Consider the following 16,409-nt stretch of genomic DNA (forward strand, 5'->3'; position numbering starts at 1 on the left):
CACCATGCCGCACCGCTCCTTTAGCCGCGGCCAAACAGCCGACCATGCTCATGCGTTTGCCTGCCTCTCGGTGAATCGCTCCGGCTTTCATGCCGTTGGTGCGTCGAGTCGCTGATTGGTGCTCGCTGCGGAATCGTCAGGGCTGGACGCCGACACCGGATGTTCGGCGGCCAGGGTCCCGCTGTGGGCCTCGATCTCGGCCAATTGCATGTGGAAGGCGCCGAACGGGTCGCTGCTGAGTTTCGTTCCGGCCACCTTGACGTAACGGGCTTCCACGGTTGGGAAGGACAATGTCTGCGCGCCGGCGCCTGGGCGGGGATAATTCGTGCGGGACGCCACAGTGCTCCACGAGTTGCCGTCGGGCGACACCTGCACGGTGAAATCGACGGGGAACCCCATGCCGGCGTTCGCGCCGTCGGAGCGCGGGAAGAGGTCGACACGGCTGAGTGAACGCTTGGACTGGAGGTCCACGATGATCCACTCGGTGCGGTCCGCGGACGTACCGGCCGCACTGGTCCAGCCCATCGAGCCGGGAGTCGAGGACTGTATCCCGTCCACTGCCGCCATCGGATGCCAGCCGTCGGCGGAGTAGGTGCTGGAGGTGGTGACGGGCCTGCCGTCGGCCATGTTGTTGTCGGGGTTGACGGTGAAATTGTCGAATCGGACACTGGCCCCGCCGGTCACCAGGGCGACATGTCCCGCCGGGTAGGCGTCGTCGGTGACGGTGAGGACGGGCTGTGGATCGTTGCCGACGTGAACGCTGAGTTTGTTTCCGAACGCCATGGCGCGCAGCCGGGTGTATGTCCCGGCGCGGTAGTTTCCGGCTGTCGCGCGGCCCAATTCCTGGCCGGAACGATAGATGAAGACTTGGCCGTTGTTGCGCAGGGCCACGAGGTAGCCGGTATCCATGTCGGTGGCGTTGGAGCTGCGGATCATGAATCCGGCCCAGTTCATGTTGCCGCCGTCGGAGTTCACTCCGACGATCTTCAAGTCGACGGAGGCGACCACGTCGCCGTACGCGCTGGATCTCGGTGTCGAGGTGAAGCCCCAGTCCGACGTGTTGGTCTGGAGGTACTCACCGGTTGACGCCACCGACCATGAGCCCCTGCCAGGCTGCCAGTTGGCGTCGCCCGCACTGAAGTTGTCGGTGTAGGGGAATCGCCGGTCCGGGCCGCCGTCCACGAGGAGTTCGAGCAGCATCTTGTGGCGTGCGTCCACCTCGGCCCCGGAGCGGCTGTAGGTGACCGTGTCCGTGATCAGGCTCGACGCGACCAGTCGAGCCAACAGCGGCTTGGTCTTGGCGAGCATGTTCAGCAGCTCGTAGTCTTCAAGCCCGTCGAGCTGTGCCTCGCTGCGCAGGCTGTCGTAGATGTCATAGGCATCACTGTTCGGCCGGACCAGCCAGTTGTCACCGCTCTGCCGGTCGGTGAAGGTATTTGCCGGCTTGTTCGGGTCGCTGAGGTGGAACCAGTAATTCCAGCCCCAGTGCAGATAGCCGGTGCCGCCGATCTTCCAGGTCAGCCACGGTGTGAGCCGGGTCTTGGCCAGGTGGTAGCTGATGAACCTGTTCATCTGCGCGCCCTGGGGGATGATGCAGTTGTACAACCACAGCTCGGTGCCGTTGGCACGCAGGGTCTGGTAGTAGCCCATTTGCTGCTCGTAGTGGCTGAGGACCGGGGTGATCGTGGTGAGGTTGCCGGCCAGAGCAGGCACCTTCGCGTGGTGGGCCTCGTTGGTCCGGGGGTTCGGGAAGTACTTGCGATACTTGCCGTACAACCAGTTCGCCGAGGTCCAGTGTTGCTCCGTCCTAGGCTCATCCAACGCGCTCATGTAGAACTGGTCGGTCCAGCCCCTGGCGTCCAGGTGCGCCTTGAGGGCGGGGAAGACCCGGTCGTAGTAGGCGTTGGCCTCCGGGCTCTGCGGAGTCACCAATACGCGCTCGACCACACCGTTGACGTTGCGCAGGATCTCTGCCGTGACATCGCGCGACGAACCCGGCTCAGGATTCTCCAGCAGGGTTGGCGTGTAGATGTACTGCAGGGCGCGCTCTTTCACAAACGTCTCGATGAACCGGTCGAAGGTCGCCCAGCCGAAGCGCAGTTCACCTCCGGGGCCGACCGTGGTGTCCGGGATCAGCAGGGCCTGGAAATCGGCGTGGATGACGTTGTTGCGGTGCCGTCTGTGGTTGGCCGCGATGCTCTTGATTACCTTCCACCAGTTGTCGCCGTACATCGGCGCGTCTTTGTACTGGGTCGGGATCGCCCTGATGGTGCCGTTGTAGTCCCACCCTGCGGAGGTGAACCAGTTGTTCATCTTGAACGTGGACTTGTTCGGCTCCGGCAGGGTCACGTTGTAGACCACGAGTCGCACGTTCACCGTGGCCTCACCCGCATTGCCGGTGCTCACGGCCACGGTCCCGGTATAGACGCCGGGCGCCTGTCCCACCGGCACGGTGACGCTGTAGTGGTACGGCTGGGTGACTCCCCCATCCACGTTGTGCGGGGGGTCCTCCCCCGAGGGATTCTCCACCAGGGCGTCGTAGTAACTCGTGCCCCCGGCCGGCGGCAGCTCGGCATCGCCTGGCATCACCTGGATGTTCGGATGGTCGTACGCCCGCCGCAGCAGGATGTTCGACGTCGGGATACTCGCCCCGTCCGGCCCGGTGAGCGCACTCGCGGTCACCCGCACATCAGTGAGCGCCTCGGCCGAGGACGGCCGGACCGCGATCTGGGCGGCCTCCTGCTCACCCCGCGCCGCATACAAGTCGATCGAAGTCGGTGCCGACGATGCCGGTTGCGAGGTGGAAAACACCCGGTCCGCCGCACTGGCCATCCATATCCGCATCCCGGCCGCCGCGTGGGCCGGGGCGACGGCGGTCAACTCGAGCAGCACGAGCAGCGCCACCCATAACGGCAGTAATCCCGTGCGCCGCCTGCGCGGCATTCTCCTTTGTGGCACGACTGTGCTCCTTTTCGGAAGGTAAAAGCCTTTCGATGTGTCCTCGCACGCGCCACGTCCCAGCCGCTGGTCCGGCTACGTGTGCCTGACGTCCGCGCTGTCGACGCCGCCCGCGGCATCGACAATCTTGTAGGGCCGCACCGCTTCCGTCGCGACGGCTATCGCTTCCCTGGTCTGTTCGAAGGTCCGCTGGGCGATGGCGATGTACAGCACATCCAGGACCGCCAGTTGAGCGTGGCGCGCGAGGATGTTCTCGGTGCTGGAGCCACCCATCTCAAACACCGCGGTCGCCAGCGCGAGCTCGGCTCGACGGGCCACCGGGGAGGCCAGATCGTTGGTGATGGCAATCGTTCTCGCGCCGTGCGAACGAGCTTCGGCGACAAGATCACAGACCTCGCGCGTCCGCCCGCTGTGCGAGACGGCGACCAGCACATCGCCGCGCGTCATCAAAGCGGCACCGGTCAGCGCCATGTGAGCATCGGTGTACACCCATGCCGGCACACCGATCTGGTACAACAACTGCTGGAACCCCAACGCCGTCGTAGCGCTACCGCCGACCCCGAAAACCACCACCCGACGAGCCGCGGCCAGCAGACTCGCCGCACGCTCCACCACAGCCAGATCAAGATTGGCGATCGCCTCGGCCACAACGTGCCCGATATTGGCGGAGATGACATTGGCGACCTGCCGGATATCATCGCCCTCGGTCACATCCGTCCCGATATGCGCCGCCCACGTACCCCCACCGATCCGCCCACTGTCAGAAGCAAGCGCGATCCGCAACGCGGCATATCCATTCATCCCCAATGCCCGGCAGAACCTCGTGATGGTACCGGTGGACACCCCACACTGCTCCGCCAACTCGACGATGGTCATCCGGGCCACGGCCGCGGGATCACCGAGCACGAGCTCGGCCAGCGACCGCTGGGCGTCCGGCATCGTGGGCAGCAGCCCGCGGATGCGCTCGATGATGCCGCTCGACGGCTGGTAAGTCGACATGCTTGCTCCTCACTCGTAGAGAAATTATTCTTCGTTACCGCTCGCCGTCAAGGCCGTATCGCGATGCTTGTTAGCTCGTGAGCAGTAGCATCATCCCTGAGACGGGGGCCGCCTGCCTCCACAATGGCGCTTCGAACGGTGAAAAACTATCCCCCATGAAGGGCTGTCCGTGGTGTTGGATCAGAACCGTCCCAGTGCCGCGGCGTATCTCTCGGCCGCCAGAACCGTCTTGGACCGGGTGGCTGCCACGCAGCAACTCACGGTTCAGACCGCGGCCGAACTCATCGCCGCGTCGATCCGCGCGGGTGGGGTGATCCAGGCTTTCGGCACCGGGCACTCCGAGAGCCTAGCCATGGAGATCGCCGGCCGGGCCGGTGGACTCGTACCGACCAACAAGATCGCGCTACGTGACGTGGTGATCCTCGGCGACAGCCCCCCGTGAGGCGCTGTTCGATCCCTTCCTGGAACGAGATCCATCCGTCGCGCACCAGCTCTACGACCTCGCCACGCCACGCCCGGAAGACATCTTCGTCATCGCGTCCAACTCCGGCGTGAACGGATGTCTGGACAACGGCTCGCCACACGGCGACGCGCTGCTGCCACTGCCTTTGGGCGGCAAGGCCTGCGCGATATCACGCAGCCGGTCGGGGCGGGTGAGCAGGAGACGGGCCAGGCAGTGCGGGGTGATGACGGGCCGCGCTCCTTCGGCTCGGCTCCTCGCGGCGGTTGGTGGAGATATCGCCGCCCTTGCCGTATTAACTGCACTTCTGTCCCGCCCCTCACAGAGGGATCAGGAGAGGAGAGCATTTCTTGGACGACGTACGTACGGCTCTGTTGGAAGGGCGGGGTCCGGCACGGCCAGCATTTTCTGCACGACTGGGAGGTGACCGCCTACCCGCTCACCGTGCCCGCGACCTTCGGCGACCTGGTCGAGGAGCCCCGCAGCTTCTTCCACGGCACCTTCGAAGTGTCCGACCCCGCCGACACCTTCGTGGAGCTGCCCGGCTGGGGCAAGGGCTACGTCTGGGTCAACGGCTTCTGCCTGGGCCGCCACCGGGAGCGGGGTCCGCAGGAACGCCTCCACCTGCCCGCTCCCCTGCTGCGCGCGGGCGTCAACGAGCTGGTGGTGCTGGAACTGGACAGAGCAGGATCCACCGTGCGACTCACGCCCGAGTGAAGACCGTCCAGACCACAGCGGTGGCGACGTAGTAGACCAGCTGGATCCCCCGCCGCGATGATCTCCATCCCCGGCCGTGGCGCCGTGCGGATCCCAGATGGTCGCGGCATCCAAGATGATGATCTCGGAATCGGCCACGGTGGCCGGCCACGAGCCGTCCGGCGCCATTACGCACGAGTCGAGACCGCCCAGGTTCGGCACTGCGCCCACCGGTCGCATGGTGCTCCCGGCCTCACCGGTCTCGGCGTCACGCAACCGAATCGGTTGTTGCCCACCGCCGGTCCACAGCCAGACCCGTCCGCCACCAGCGGTTGCCGCGAGCACCCGCTCCTTGTCCACCGACGCGAAGGCGGGCGCTGAAGGTACCGGTCACGTCGAGGTCCGCCAGATCCGTACCCGTCCCCCGGCATCCGTCCGCCGCGACCGAAACGAACCGCTCCGGAATTTCCGCAGCAGATCGAGCGTCTCGGCATCCCAGATCGAGACGGCGTCTCGGCAGGTCCCACACCTCGTTGAACTGGCGGAGTGTGCCGCTGCCCACGTCCCAGGCCCGGACCGTCCGGTCCCGACAGGCGATCGCCGGCCAACCTCCGTCGGGCGCAGCGACGACATCCAGAGCTCCGAAATCGTGGTCGATGACTGTCGCGGTCCGACCGGCTCAAGAACTGGGCCAACTGGCAGGACCTGTCGGCGCAGGCTTAGGGCGCAGCGTGAACAACCGGGCGACCAGCTCGCCGCGGCTGGAGACGCCGGTCTTGGCGAAGGCCGCCTTGAGGTGGCCGCGCACGGTGTGCGGCGAGACGAACAGTGCCGCGGCTATCTCCGCGGTGGCCGAGCCCCGCGCGACGAGCCGGGCGACCTCGAACTCGCGCGGCGTCAGCCCGTACGCCTGGGTGACGATGACCGCCAGGTCGGCGGCGGGGGCGGGCTCGATGACGAGTGCTGTGGGGCCCGGCCGGCCGCCGGGGCCGCTCAGGCAGGAGGCTCGGCAGGCCAGCCAGCGGCCGTCGACGGTACGGATGCGGATGCGGGCGCTGCCGCGGTCGTGCCCGTGGGCGATCGCCCGCGCCTGCAGGCTGGCGCCGATCAGCCAGATGGGCAGCCGGAAGCCGAGCGCCGTCGGCTGCGACGGGCCCTCCGGAAGCAGCGCGAGGTAGCGGCGCGCCTCCTCGTTGATCGAGGTCGCCTCGCCGTACTCATCGAAGAGCAGCAGACCGGGCGCGTCGCCGGGCTCGCTTCGGGGGCCGGCGAAGCGGGCGAAGCGGCGCAGGTGGTCGGCGAGGGGTGTCGACAGCCCGGCGAGCAGGGTGATCTCCCGCGTGCCGAACGGCGGGCCGCCGCCCATGCGGAACAGGCTCACCACGCCCCACGGCCGGTCACCGGTCCGCAGTACGGCGCGCAGCTCGTCGTCCACGCCCTGGCCGCCGAGCAGTCGCCGGAAGCGGGCGCTGCGCGCGGGCAGGTCGCCCGTGGCCGCGCGCAGCCCGGCCACGGGGACGGCGGCGCGGGCCAGGTCGCGGAAGGGGAGGACGTTCTCCTCCAGGAGCTCGCTCTCCCAATAGGCGGCACACCCCTCGCCCGCGCCCAGGTTCTCCACCAGCATGGGCGCGGTGACCAGACCCGTCTCCGGGTCGGTGGCCGTCCACACAGCGGCGTCGAACGGCACGTGCCGCAGCAGCCCGGCCGAGGCGCGGGTGAAGAGGTCCAGCGCGTCGGAGGCCCGCTCGGCGGCAGGCAGGATGTCGAGCTCGCTCATCGGGGGTCAGCCTGCCTCTCCTGATCCCTGTCGCCAACCCCTCAGCTGAGGGGTTCATTCCACACCGATTCCCCTCAAGCGGGGAATGGGCGGTGATCGCGGTGCGCGCAAGGCTCGAAAGGGCCTCAGAAAGTCCTCGGTGAGGGCCTCCGGAAGGGCCTCGGAAAGGGAGTGTCACTGTGCGTATCGGAATCATCGGAGCGGGCGCCGCCGCGGTCGGCCTGCTGGACGCGCTGGCCGTCGGCGCGGCGGACCCGGGGGAGATCACCGTGTTCGAGCCGTCGCCGCACCTGTGGCGAGGGCGGCCGTACGGCCCGGATCTGGCCAGCGTCCTGGTCAACGCCCCGCCGGCCATCATGTCGATCCGCCACGGCGACCCCGGGCACTACGCCGCCTGGCTCGGCGCCGACCGGGCCGCCGAGCACCTGGACGGGCTGCTGGGCCAGCCCGTGGTGCCGCGCGCGCTCTACGGCGACTACCTGGCCGCCACCGCTGAGGCCGCCCTGATCCGCCTGAGCGGTCGGGGGTGGCGGGTCCGGATCGTCGCCGCCAGGGGCGTCGCCGCGGTGCGATCAGGGCACCATCTGGTCATCCGTACGGACGACGGGCTGGATCACCCGGCCGACCAGGTGGCCGTGTGCGTGGGCGGCGGAACGCCACAGGACCATTACGGCCTGGGCGCCGAGGATCCGTACCCCTTGGCCTCCACGCTCGCGCGAATCCCCGACGAGGCCGCGGTCGTGGTGATCGGCAGCGGGCTGACGGCCGTGGACGTGGTCGTGTCGCTCGCGGCACGCGGCCATGCCGGGCGCATCGCGCTGGTGTCGCGCACCGGCATGCTGCCCCACGTCTGGCAGCGCCCCCTGCCATACCGGCCCGTGCACGTGACCGAGGGCCGGGTGGCGGCGCTTGACGTCACCCTCGACGCGCTCGCCGGGCTGTTGCGCGAGGAGCTGGCCGAGGCGGGCGAGGACTTCGCGGAGTTCGCCGCCGACGTACTGGCCGCCGAGACCGAGGACCCCGTATTGCGGTTGCGGCGGCAGCTGGACGCCGTCGACGACCTCCGGATCGGGCGGCGCGTGCTGCAGGAGACCGCGCACACGCTGGGCCCGCGCGTGTGGCGGCTGCTGCCCGAGTCGGACCGGGAAAGGCTCCTGCGACACCACCGGCTGGCCACCAGCCTGGCCTCGCCCATGGTGCCGGTGAACGCCGCGGCCCTGATGCGGCTGTTCGAGTCCGGGCAGCTCAGCGCGGTGGCGGGCGTGGTGAAGATCCAGGCCGTACGCGGCGGGTTCCGCGTGCGCGGCGACGGCGGTGACCTGGAGGCCGCCGCCGTCGTCAACGCCGTGAACCCGCCGCCCCAGGCCGTGCCACGCGGGGCCGAGCCGCTGGTCACGTCGCTGGTCGCCGCCGGGCTCGCGGCACAGCATCCGCGCGGCGGGCTGGTCCCCGCCGACCCGCGCCTGCACGTGGTGGGGGACCTGGCGGGCGGCCCGTTCATCACCTCGGGCATCCCCGGGATCGCCGCCGCAGGCACCCGCACCGCGTCCGCCCTGACAAGCTCACCGGCGGGCGCGACGGCCACCGCCGCGAAGAGCACGGAGTTACGCAGGTAGAGCCAGAAGTCCATGCTGTCCGTCGTGCCTGCGGCGGCCACCGCCTCCTCGGGGCTGGCCAGGCCGAGCACCCGCGCGAAGGTGATCGGGGAACAGGGTGATCGCGAATCCGAAATCGTCAAAGCCCAGCGGCGGCACCTGCGGCTGCTGCGTCGCCCATGGCTGGGCCGCCACCTACGATGCCGTCCTCACCGCCTTCATTCTGGCCGACCCGTTTCGGGCGGCAACAGGCGGCAGGAGACAACACCCACCTGCAGCGCTTCGTCATCGACGATCGGACGGCGCCGGACGATGCCCCAGGTCATCTCACAGACAGACGCGCGTTCGACGATCTCCACGTCGATGCCAACACGCGGTCAGAGCGTGCACGGCAGGACGGGGCGGCCTGGCACGCCGGGGTCGGCCGCGAAGAGTGCGCCCGCGTCCGGCTGTTCCGTCCGGTCGACGTTGAGGGCCGAGGTGGTGATGAACAGCCGGTCGAGGTTCTCGCCGCCGAAGGTGACCGCGGTGACCTTGCGTACCGGAAGGCGGATGACGGCGTCGAGACGGCCTTCCGGGCTGTAGCGGTGCACCGCGGCGCCTCCCCACAGAGCCACCCACACACCGCCCTCGGCGTCGACCGTGAGCCCGTCGGGAGCGCCGTCGGCCGGGTCCACGACCGCGAACGGCCGGCGTCCGGTCAGCCCTTGCTCGCGGTCGTAGTCCAGGACGTCGACCCGGCCGGTGGCCGTGTCGGCGTAGTAGGCGAGGTCACCGCCGGGGCTGAAGTCCAGGCCGTTGGAGATCGTGACCTCCGGCAGCACCACGCGCAGCCCGCCGCCGGGCTCGGCCACGTACAGCGAGCCGCGGCCGGGTGTCTCGTCGTAGGCCATGCTGCCGATGTAGAAGCGGCCGTCGGGGTCGCAGCCGCCGTCGTTCATCCGTACCGACGAATCGCTCCACGCCTCGCCCAGCGAGCGCAGCGGGGCGTCCAGCTCGTCGGCGTCGGACAGCAGCAGCTCCCGCTCCGTCGCGACCACGTAACCTTCGCACACGTACTGGCCGGACACCGAGCCCGCGGCGCGCGGGCGGATGGCCGCCGCGACCGCGCCGACGTGGCGGCGGCGGACCGTGCCGTCCGGGCCGAGCGCCAGCACGTCACCGGCCAGCATGTCGACGAACCGGAGCCCGCCCCAGCTTTCGCACCATACGGGGCCTTCCCCGTGCTCGGCGACGGGTGCGGTCACGGTGTACGCGGCTATGGTCATGCCGTTCTCCTCACTGGGCTCGGACCTCCCTATTGTCGATCACGAGCTGCTGACGCCCGGGTAGGTCCATCGGTGTCCGGTCGGCAGGTTCACCACCTCGGGCCCCTCCTCGCGGGCGTCCGCCAGGGACTTGGCCTCGATTCCGGTGCCGTTGCGGCGGATGACGCGGGCGAGCAGGTCGTCGTCGCCGTGGGCGTCGTGCACGGGGACGAGCACCCGGGCCCCCAGGGCGCTGCTCCCGGCGACGGCCTGCTCGGGACCCATGACGATCGGCGGCCCGGCGAACGCCCGCAGCCCGTTGACCGGCAGCAGCGCCAGGTCGACCGGCGGGTGTTCGGCGCGGTACCGCTCCAGGAGGGACACGTCGCGGATCTCGCCGCCGAAGAAGACCCGGATCCCGCCGGCGCTGAGCACATACGCGTTGTGGCGCCACAGAAGGGTGCGCCCCGCGGGCGTCGCCTCGATCGAGAGCTCCTCAGTGGGGTGGCCGGTCTGTCCCCATTCGAGGTGTTCCACCTGCCGGAAGCCGAGGTTCCGCGCCTGGCGGGCCATCCGGGGGCTGCTCACGAAGACGGGGGTGACGTCCTTGCGGGGGAACGTCCGCAGCGCGCGCAGGTCCCAGTGGTTGGGGTAGGAGTGGCTGGCGACGATGGCGTCCAACTGTGGCAGCTCGCCGACGGTCATGCCGAGCGGTTCGCCCCGGTGCAGATGCCAGCGTTCGGTGAAGAACGGGTCGGTGAGTACGGCATGGCCGTTGATCTCCAGGAGTACGCACGAGTTGGCCACGCGTGTCACGGCCAGGGTGGCTTGGTTGCTCATGCGGCCACGATGAAGGTTAATGTGCGCATGAAGTCAAGCATGACCATCGGCGAGCTGGCCGCCCGGTTCGAGCTGCCCACGCACGTCCTGCGGCACTGGGAGAGCGCCGGGCTGCTGGCTCCGGCCAGGCACGAGAGCGGCCACCGCCGCTACGGCCCGGCCGACCTGCGACGGGTGGCGATGATCTTGATGGGCAAGGAGGCCGGGCTGGGGCTCCGCGCGTTGCGCGAGGTGCTCGCCGGGCCCGATCCGATGGAGCATGCCGACCTCCTCAGGGAACATGTGGCCGTGCTCGAGCAGCGCATCGCGCGGGCGCGGGCGGCGAAGGAGCTGGTCGAGCACGCGCTGGAGTGTCCGCTGAGCTTCGACGAATGCCCGCACGCCCGCGAGCAGATCGAGTCCCGCATCCCCTAGCCCTCTACGAGACGACCGCCAGGTGGTCAATCCCGGCAGGTGTCGAGCATCTCGATCAGTGCGGCCTTCTCCTCCTTCGTGATGCGCAGCGCGTAGTGGCTCTTGACGGTGATCCACGACCGGGCGTACGTGCACCAGTAGCCGGCGAGCGGCGGGCGCCAGGTGACCGGGGTCCGGCCGCCCTTGGCGATGTTGGCGGTGGCGCTGACGGTGATCAGTTCGGGGCGGGTCAGGTCGTTGGCGAAGGCCTGGCGGCGGGCGTCGCTCCAGGTGTTCGCCCCCGAACGCCAGGCGTTGGCCAGGGGGACGAGGTGGTCGACGTCGATCTCGGCCTCGCTGGTGAGCACCTTGCCGTCGTACTGGCTGTACCAGGTGCCGGCGACGACCCGGCAGGACGCGTCCCGCTCGACGGACTCGCCATCACGCTTCAGGACGATCTCCCGGGTGTCGCACATGCCCCGCTTCGGGGCCCATTCGGGCATGAAGCGGTCGTGGCTGTAGCCGTCGAGCGTGCCCCGCTCGGCGACGGTCAGCCAGTCGAGTGCCGTACGGGCGCCGTCTTCCGACATCGGAGGAGGTAGCGCGGCCGCGGAGGCGCTGAACGACGGGACAAGCAGGAGAAGCGTGAGAAGTGGGACCACGAACCGCCCTGCGAAGATGGTCATGGATCAGCAGTAACAGCCATCGCCGATCATGTCACGAGAAGTAATTGAGATGGCACCTAAAGTGACTCCATCAAGTGATTGACGGAGCGGCTCGGCCGAACTAGGTTCGCTCACATGACAGAGAACGGCCAGGTCGCCGTGATCTTGAAGGTCGCGACGCAGCTCTTCGCGGCGCTCGGCTACGACGGCACCTCCACCAGGCAGATCGCCGACGCAGCGGGCCTGAACATCGCCACTGTCAACTACCACGTGGGCGGCAAGCGGGAGCTCTATCTCGCCGTGATGGAGCGCGCCCACCAGGCCGAACGCGCGGCCCTCGAAGGAGCGCTGGCCCGTCTGCCGGGCGACGACCCGGTCACCGGGATCCACCGGCTGATCGACGACTACGTCGACTTCTGCGTGTCCCACCCCGAGGTGCCGGCGCTGTGGATGCACCGCTGGCTCTCCGACGCCAGCGACCTCACCGAGCTGGAACGCCAGTACGTCCAGCCGCTGATGGCCATGGTGACCGACGCGCTGCGTCCCGCGGTCGAGGCCGGGGTGATCGACGACGCGATCGACCTGGAGTACACCATGTGGTCGGTGATCTGGTGCGTGCACGGGTTCGCCAAGGGCGGCGTGCTGGACGAGGAGGGCCACCGCAGGGGCGGCGGCGACCGGGTGGCGCTGCGGCGCTTCCGCGCCCACCTGCACCTGACGCTGCACCGCGCGCTCGCGCTCCCCGGCGACGTCCCGTGACCACCGCGCCGGCGAGTGAGCGGCTCGCCCGGAGGCGGTTACTCGGTTACGGCGCGGGCTCCGTGGGCACGGGGGTGTTCTCGGCCGTTCCGGGGCTGCTGCTGCTCTACTACCTGACCGACATGCTGGGCGTGCCGGCCGCCGCCGCGGGTGCCGTGCTGGTCGCGCCGAAGATCTGGGACGTGCTGCTCAACCCGCTCGTCGGCGCCGCCAGTGACCGCGAGGCCGTACGGACCGGCCGGCGGACGCGGCTGCTGCTGACCGGGGCGGCCGCGCTGCCTGTGGCGTTCGCGTCGATGTTCGCCGTACCGGACGCGGCGCCCGGCGCGCTCTGGGCGGGGGCGGCGTTCCTGGTGGCCGCGACCGCGTTCGCCTGCTTCCAGGTGCCGTACGTGGCGCTGCCCGCCGAGATGTCGGCGAGCCGGGCCGAGCGGACCAGGATCATGTCGTGGCGGGTCGTCTGCCTGACCGTCGGCATCCTGGTCGCGGGCGGGCTGGCCCCCGCCGTGGTGGACCTGGCCGGTGGCGGCCGGCCCGGCTACGCGGTCATGGGCGTCACGATCGGCGCGGTCATGGCCGCCGCGCTGGTCACCGCGACGCTGGCCACCCGCTGGGTGACCTCGCGGCCGGGTCCGCGGCAGCTCGGCCCGGTGGCCGCGTTCCGCATGGCGCGGGGCAACGCGCCGTTCTTCGCGCTGCTGGCGGCGTTCGTCACGCAGGCGCTCGGGGTCGCGGTGATGCTGGCGGGCGCGCCGTACGTGGCCTCCTACCGGCTCGGCGACTACGGCCTGACCTCGGTGATGTTCGTCTGCCTTGTCGCTCCGAGCATGCCGGCCGTACCCCTGTGGGCGCGGCTGGCCCGTACCCACGGGCCCGTGCACTGCTACCTGGCCGCGACGCTGGGCTTCGGGCTCGCGGCGCTGGCGCTCGTCCCGGCGATCGCCGCGCGGTCCTTGGTGGCGACGCTGGCGCTGACCGCGCTGGCCGGGGCCTGTTACGCGGGGCTGCAACTGCTGCCGCTGTCGCTGCTGCCCGACACCGTGCACGCCGACACTGCCCGTACGGGGCACGCGCAGGCGGGCGCGTTCACCGGACTGTGGACGGCGGGCGAGACGGCCGGGCTGGCGCTCGGTCCGGGTCTGTTCGCGCTGGTGCTGGCGGTGTCGGGGTTCGTGTCCGCGCCGGTCGAGGCGCCTGTCGCGCAGCCGCCCGCCGCCCTGACCGGACTGCTGGCGGGCTTCACCGCGCTGCCCGCCGCGCTCATGCTGCTCAGCCTGCCGTTCGTCATCCGGTACGGCCGGGCCGCCCTGAACCACGAGGAGAACGCGTGAACCTGCCCGACACCGGGAGGACCACCGAGGATCTGCTGGCCGAGCTGGCCAGACTCAAGGAGCGCGACCTGCCGGTCAGGGGCGGCCAGGTGACCGCCTACGTCTACGACACCGGGCGCGAGGAGGTGCACGAGGCGGCGGCCCGCGCCTACGCGGAGATGCTGGAGGTCAACTGCCTCGACCCGACGGCGTTCCCCAGCGTGGTGGAGATGGAGAAGCAGGTCGTCGGTGCCGTCGCCGACCTGCTGGGCGGCGGCCACGGCATCTTCACCAGCGGCGGCACCGAGTCGATCATGCTGGCGGTGAAGGCCGCCCGTGACGCGGCCGGGCGGGCCCAGCCCAATCTGGTGCTTCCCGTCACCGCCCATCCGGCCTTCCACAAGGCGGCGCACTACCTCGGTCTCGAGGTCCGGCCGGTGCCGGTCGATCCGGCCACGTTCAAGGCCGACGCGCGGACCGTGGCGGCGGCCATGGACGATGACACCGTCCTGGTCGTCGCCTCGGCGCCGTCGTACCCGCAGGGCGTGATCGACCCGATCGGGGAGATCGCCGCCGTGGCCGCCGCCGCGGGCGTCCGCTGCCATGTGGACGCGTGCGTGGGCGGGTGGCTGCTGCCGTGGCTGCGGGCGGCGGGCGCGGAGATCCCGGCGTTCGACCTGTCGGTGCCGGGGGTCACGTCGCTCTCCTGTGACCTGCACAAGTTCGGCTACGCGCCGAAGGGGGCCTCGGTCGTGCTGTTCGCCGACCCGGCGATGCGCCGCGCGGCGTACTTCGCCTCGGGCGCCTGGCCCGGGTACACGGTCATCAACGCCACCGTGCAGAGCTCCAGGTCGGCGGGCTCGCTCGGCGGCGCGTGGGCCACGCTCCAGGCCCTGGGCCGGGACGGCTACCTGGCGCTGGGCCGGGCCACGCTGGAGGCGACGGCCAGATTACGCGCGGGCATCGCGGCGGTCCCGGGCCTGCGGGTGCTGGGTGAGCCGGAGACCTCGCTGGTGGCGTTCACGTCGTCGGAACTCGACGTGTTCGTCCTGGCCGACGAGGCCCGGCGGCGCGGCTGGTTCCTCCAGCCGCAACTGTCCTACGCCGGCATCCCGGCCAACCTGCACATCACGGTCACCGGGGTGACACTCTCGGGGATCGAGGCGCTGCTGAAGGTCATCGGAGAGTCGGCGGCGGCCGCCCGGGTACGCGGCCCCGCCGTACTCCCCGACGGGCTGGTCGACCTGGTCGTGAACCTGGATCTGGCGGAACTGGACGACGCCGCCTTCGCCGAGCTGGCCGCGGCGGTCGGGGTGGACCTGCGACCGGGCGCGGGCCAGCCGGAGATGGCGCTGGTCAACGCGGTCCTGGACGCGCTGCCCGCGGCCACGCGGGAGGCGGTGCTGGTGCGCTTCCTGTCGGTGATCTACAGGTCAACTTGACCCGGCCCTGAAGGACCGGGCTTGGAGGTAGGGCACCACTGGCTGTGGTGTGGCCTCCTCCGTCCAGACCACCTAGGGGGTGGCCGGGACGCGTGACTCACGCCCCGCATTCCACGCAGCCTCGCCGCGTGCGGCGATGTTGCGGGAGGCATTCCGGTCGGCGTGGGCAACAACCCCGCAGTTCCGGCAGATGAACAGGGCCTGGTCGACCCGGTTGTTCTTGTCGATGTGATGGCAGTCGGCGCATTCCTGGCTGGTGTAGGCCGGATCGACATACACCAGCGGAACACCCGCCCGCCGCGCCTTGTAGGCGAGGAAGGTCCCGAGCTGGCGGAAAGCCCAGGAATGGAACGTGACCCGTTGGGGCTTACGGAGCCGTACCCTGTCCCGAATTCCGCCCAGGTCTTCCAAAGCGATACCAGAACAGGTGCGTGCAGCCTCGGTCACGATCTTCTTGGAGATGATGTGGTTGACGTTCGCGGCGTGCCGCGACTCTGTGCGTCGGCGGTGCTTGAGCCGTCGTCTGGCGGACTTGGTGGCTTTGGCCTGGAGTTTGCGGCGAAGCTCGAGCTGCCGCTTGCGGTGCCGGTTCAGGCCGCGTCCATTGAACCGGGTCATACCGTCCACGGTGGCGATGTTGACAATGCCCAGATCCACGCCGAGCCAGCCGCCGGGCTGCTCGTTGAGCGGGACTTCCGGCACCTCACAGACGGCGATCAGGTAGAACACGCCGTCGCGTTCGACCAGATCGGACTCACCCCTGCGGTGCTGGCGCAGCGTCTTGAGCGCATCGGCGGAACAGGCGAAGCGGACGTTCTTGATACGCCCGGCGGTGGTCCAGATACTGACCGTCTGAGCGTCGTACTGCCAGCTCAGACACCGATCGTCAAACGGGTGCGCCGCCTCAGGGCGGAAGCTGATCGGCTTGGACTCGGCTGTGGTCCGGCGCTGGGAGCCCTTCTTGCCGAGGTTGCCGGCACGCAGGTTCGCCTGCAACGTGGTGTAGGCGTCGCGGACCTTCTTGATGGTGTGCTGAGCGGCCTGCGCCCCCAACCCCCGCCGCTTCAACTCGGCGTAGGTGTGCTTGCGCAGCGCATACTCACGCGGCACGCCATGCTCGAACGCCACGGCCGACACCCAGTTCGCGGCGTCGTTGACCGCCCGCAGCGTCGCCGACAGCGCGGCGGCCTGATCGGCCTGCGGCATCAGCTTCACCCGCACGACGACCTTCACAGAGAAGATCGTAGCGTTTACCCTCCGTCACCACG

15 protein-coding genes are annotated in these 16,409 nt (G+C 69.7%); 7 read left to right on the forward strand and 8 right to left on the reverse strand.

Annotated elements, in window-relative coordinates:
- Positions 1-87: 87 nt before the first annotated feature.
- Both KME78_RS67600 and KME78_RS46535 read right to left on the reverse strand, forming a co-directional pair.
- Positions 88-2,958 carry a glycoside hydrolase domain-containing protein gene (locus tag KME78_RS67600; protein ID WP_219536386.1) on the reverse strand — a complete coding sequence of 957 codons (2,871 nt, stop codon included), beginning with the start codon at positions 2,956-2,958 and terminating at the stop codon, positions 88-90.
- 75 nt (positions 2,959-3,033) lie between these two features.
- Positions 3,034-3,957, reverse strand: a complete 924-nt coding sequence (locus KME78_RS46535) for a MurR/RpiR family transcriptional regulator (RefSeq protein ID WP_219536387.1) — start codon at positions 3,955-3,957, stop codon at positions 3,034-3,036.
- A 238-nt stretch (positions 3,958-4,195) separates the two neighbouring features.
- Here KME78_RS46535 and KME78_RS46540 point away from each other — a divergent pair, with 238 nt between their 5' ends.
- A complete protein-coding gene (locus tag KME78_RS46540) occupies positions 4,196-4,399 on the forward strand; it encodes an SIS domain-containing protein (RefSeq protein WP_219536388.1) in 204 nt (67 codons plus the stop codon).
- Positions 4,400-4,840: 441 nt separating this feature from the next.
- On the forward strand, positions 4,841-5,134 hold the full coding sequence (locus KME78_RS46545) for a hypothetical protein (protein WP_219536389.1): 294 nt from the start codon (positions 4,841-4,843) through the stop codon (positions 5,132-5,134).
- 658 nt (positions 5,135-5,792) lie between these two features.
- Here KME78_RS46545 and KME78_RS46550 read toward each other — a convergent pair.
- Complete coding sequence (locus KME78_RS46550; RefSeq protein ID WP_219536390.1) at positions 5,793-6,890, reverse strand: helix-turn-helix transcriptional regulator; 1,098 nt, start codon at positions 6,888-6,890, stop codon at positions 5,793-5,795.
- 179 nt (positions 6,891-7,069) lie between these two features.
- On the opposite strand from KME78_RS46550, the gene KME78_RS46555 reads away from it, so the two are divergent.
- Entirely contained in the window at positions 7,070-8,506 is a 1,437-nt protein-coding gene (locus KME78_RS46555) for an FAD/NAD(P)-binding protein (RefSeq protein WP_219536391.1), read from the forward strand.
- Positions 8,507-8,703: 197 nt separating this feature from the next.
- Here KME78_RS46555 and KME78_RS46560 read toward each other — a convergent pair whose 3' ends face one another.
- The 3 genes from KME78_RS46560 to KME78_RS46570 are packed head-to-tail and all read right to left on the reverse strand — an operon-like array spanning position 8,704 to position 10,572.
- Positions 8,704-8,844 (reverse strand): hypothetical protein, encoded by a 141-nt coding sequence (locus tag KME78_RS46560; RefSeq protein ID WP_219536392.1) that lies wholly within the window; start codon positions 8,842-8,844, stop codon positions 8,704-8,706.
- 18 nt (positions 8,845-8,862) lie between these two features.
- Positions 8,863-9,753 (reverse strand): SMP-30/gluconolactonase/LRE family protein, encoded by an 891-nt coding sequence (locus tag KME78_RS46565; RefSeq protein WP_219536393.1) that lies wholly within the window; start codon positions 9,751-9,753, stop codon positions 8,863-8,865.
- Positions 9,754-9,792: 39 nt separating this feature from the next.
- A complete protein-coding gene (locus tag KME78_RS46570) occupies positions 9,793-10,572 on the reverse strand; it encodes an MBL fold metallo-hydrolase (RefSeq protein WP_219536394.1) in 780 nt (259 codons plus the stop codon).
- A gap of 27 nt (positions 10,573-10,599) precedes the next feature.
- On the opposite strand from KME78_RS46570, the gene KME78_RS46575 reads away from it, so the two are divergent.
- Positions 10,600-10,986, forward strand: a complete 387-nt coding sequence (locus tag KME78_RS46575; protein WP_219536395.1) for a MerR family transcriptional regulator — start codon at positions 10,600-10,602, stop codon at positions 10,984-10,986.
- A gap of 26 nt (positions 10,987-11,012) precedes the next feature.
- On the opposite strand, the gene KME78_RS46580 is transcribed toward KME78_RS46575, so the two are convergent.
- Positions 11,013-11,651 (reverse strand): HNH endonuclease family protein, encoded by a 639-nt coding sequence (locus tag KME78_RS46580; RefSeq protein WP_219536396.1) that lies wholly within the window; start codon positions 11,649-11,651, stop codon positions 11,013-11,015.
- 114 nt (positions 11,652-11,765) lie between these two features.
- Here KME78_RS46580 and KME78_RS46585 point away from each other — a divergent pair, with 114 nt between their 5' ends.
- From KME78_RS46585 to KME78_RS46595, 3 genes are read left to right on the forward strand one after another with little or no spacing between them, the layout of a single operon-like run.
- The gene (locus tag KME78_RS46585; protein WP_219536397.1) at positions 11,766-12,389 is read left to right on the forward strand and encodes a TetR/AcrR family transcriptional regulator; all 624 of its coding nucleotides are present in this window, start codon (positions 11,766-11,768) and stop codon (positions 12,387-12,389) included.
- Positions 12,386-13,720, forward strand: a complete 1,335-nt coding sequence (locus KME78_RS46590; RefSeq protein ID WP_219536398.1) for an MFS transporter — start codon at positions 12,386-12,388, stop codon at positions 13,718-13,720. Before KME78_RS46585 ends, KME78_RS46590 begins: the two co-directional genes overlap by 4 nt.
- Positions 13,717-15,141, forward strand: coding sequence for a pyridoxal phosphate-dependent decarboxylase family protein (locus KME78_RS46595; RefSeq protein ID WP_219536399.1), 1,425 nt, complete (start codon positions 13,717-13,719; stop codon positions 15,139-15,141). The genes KME78_RS46590 and KME78_RS46595 overlap by 4 nt, the downstream gene beginning before the upstream one ends.
- 72 nt (positions 15,142-15,213) lie before the next feature.
- Here KME78_RS46595 and KME78_RS46600 read toward each other — a convergent pair whose 3' ends face one another.
- Positions 15,214-16,374, reverse strand: a complete 1,161-nt coding sequence (locus KME78_RS46600; RefSeq protein WP_308127393.1) for an RNA-guided endonuclease InsQ/TnpB family protein — start codon at positions 16,372-16,374, stop codon at positions 15,214-15,216.
- Positions 16,375-16,409 lie beyond the last annotated feature (35 nt).

Origin of the sequence: Nonomuraea guangzhouensis (genome assembly GCF_019396345.1) — a bacterium.
Classification (GTDB): domain Bacteria; phylum Actinomycetota; class Actinomycetes; order Streptosporangiales; family Streptosporangiaceae; genus Nonomuraea; species Nonomuraea guangzhouensis.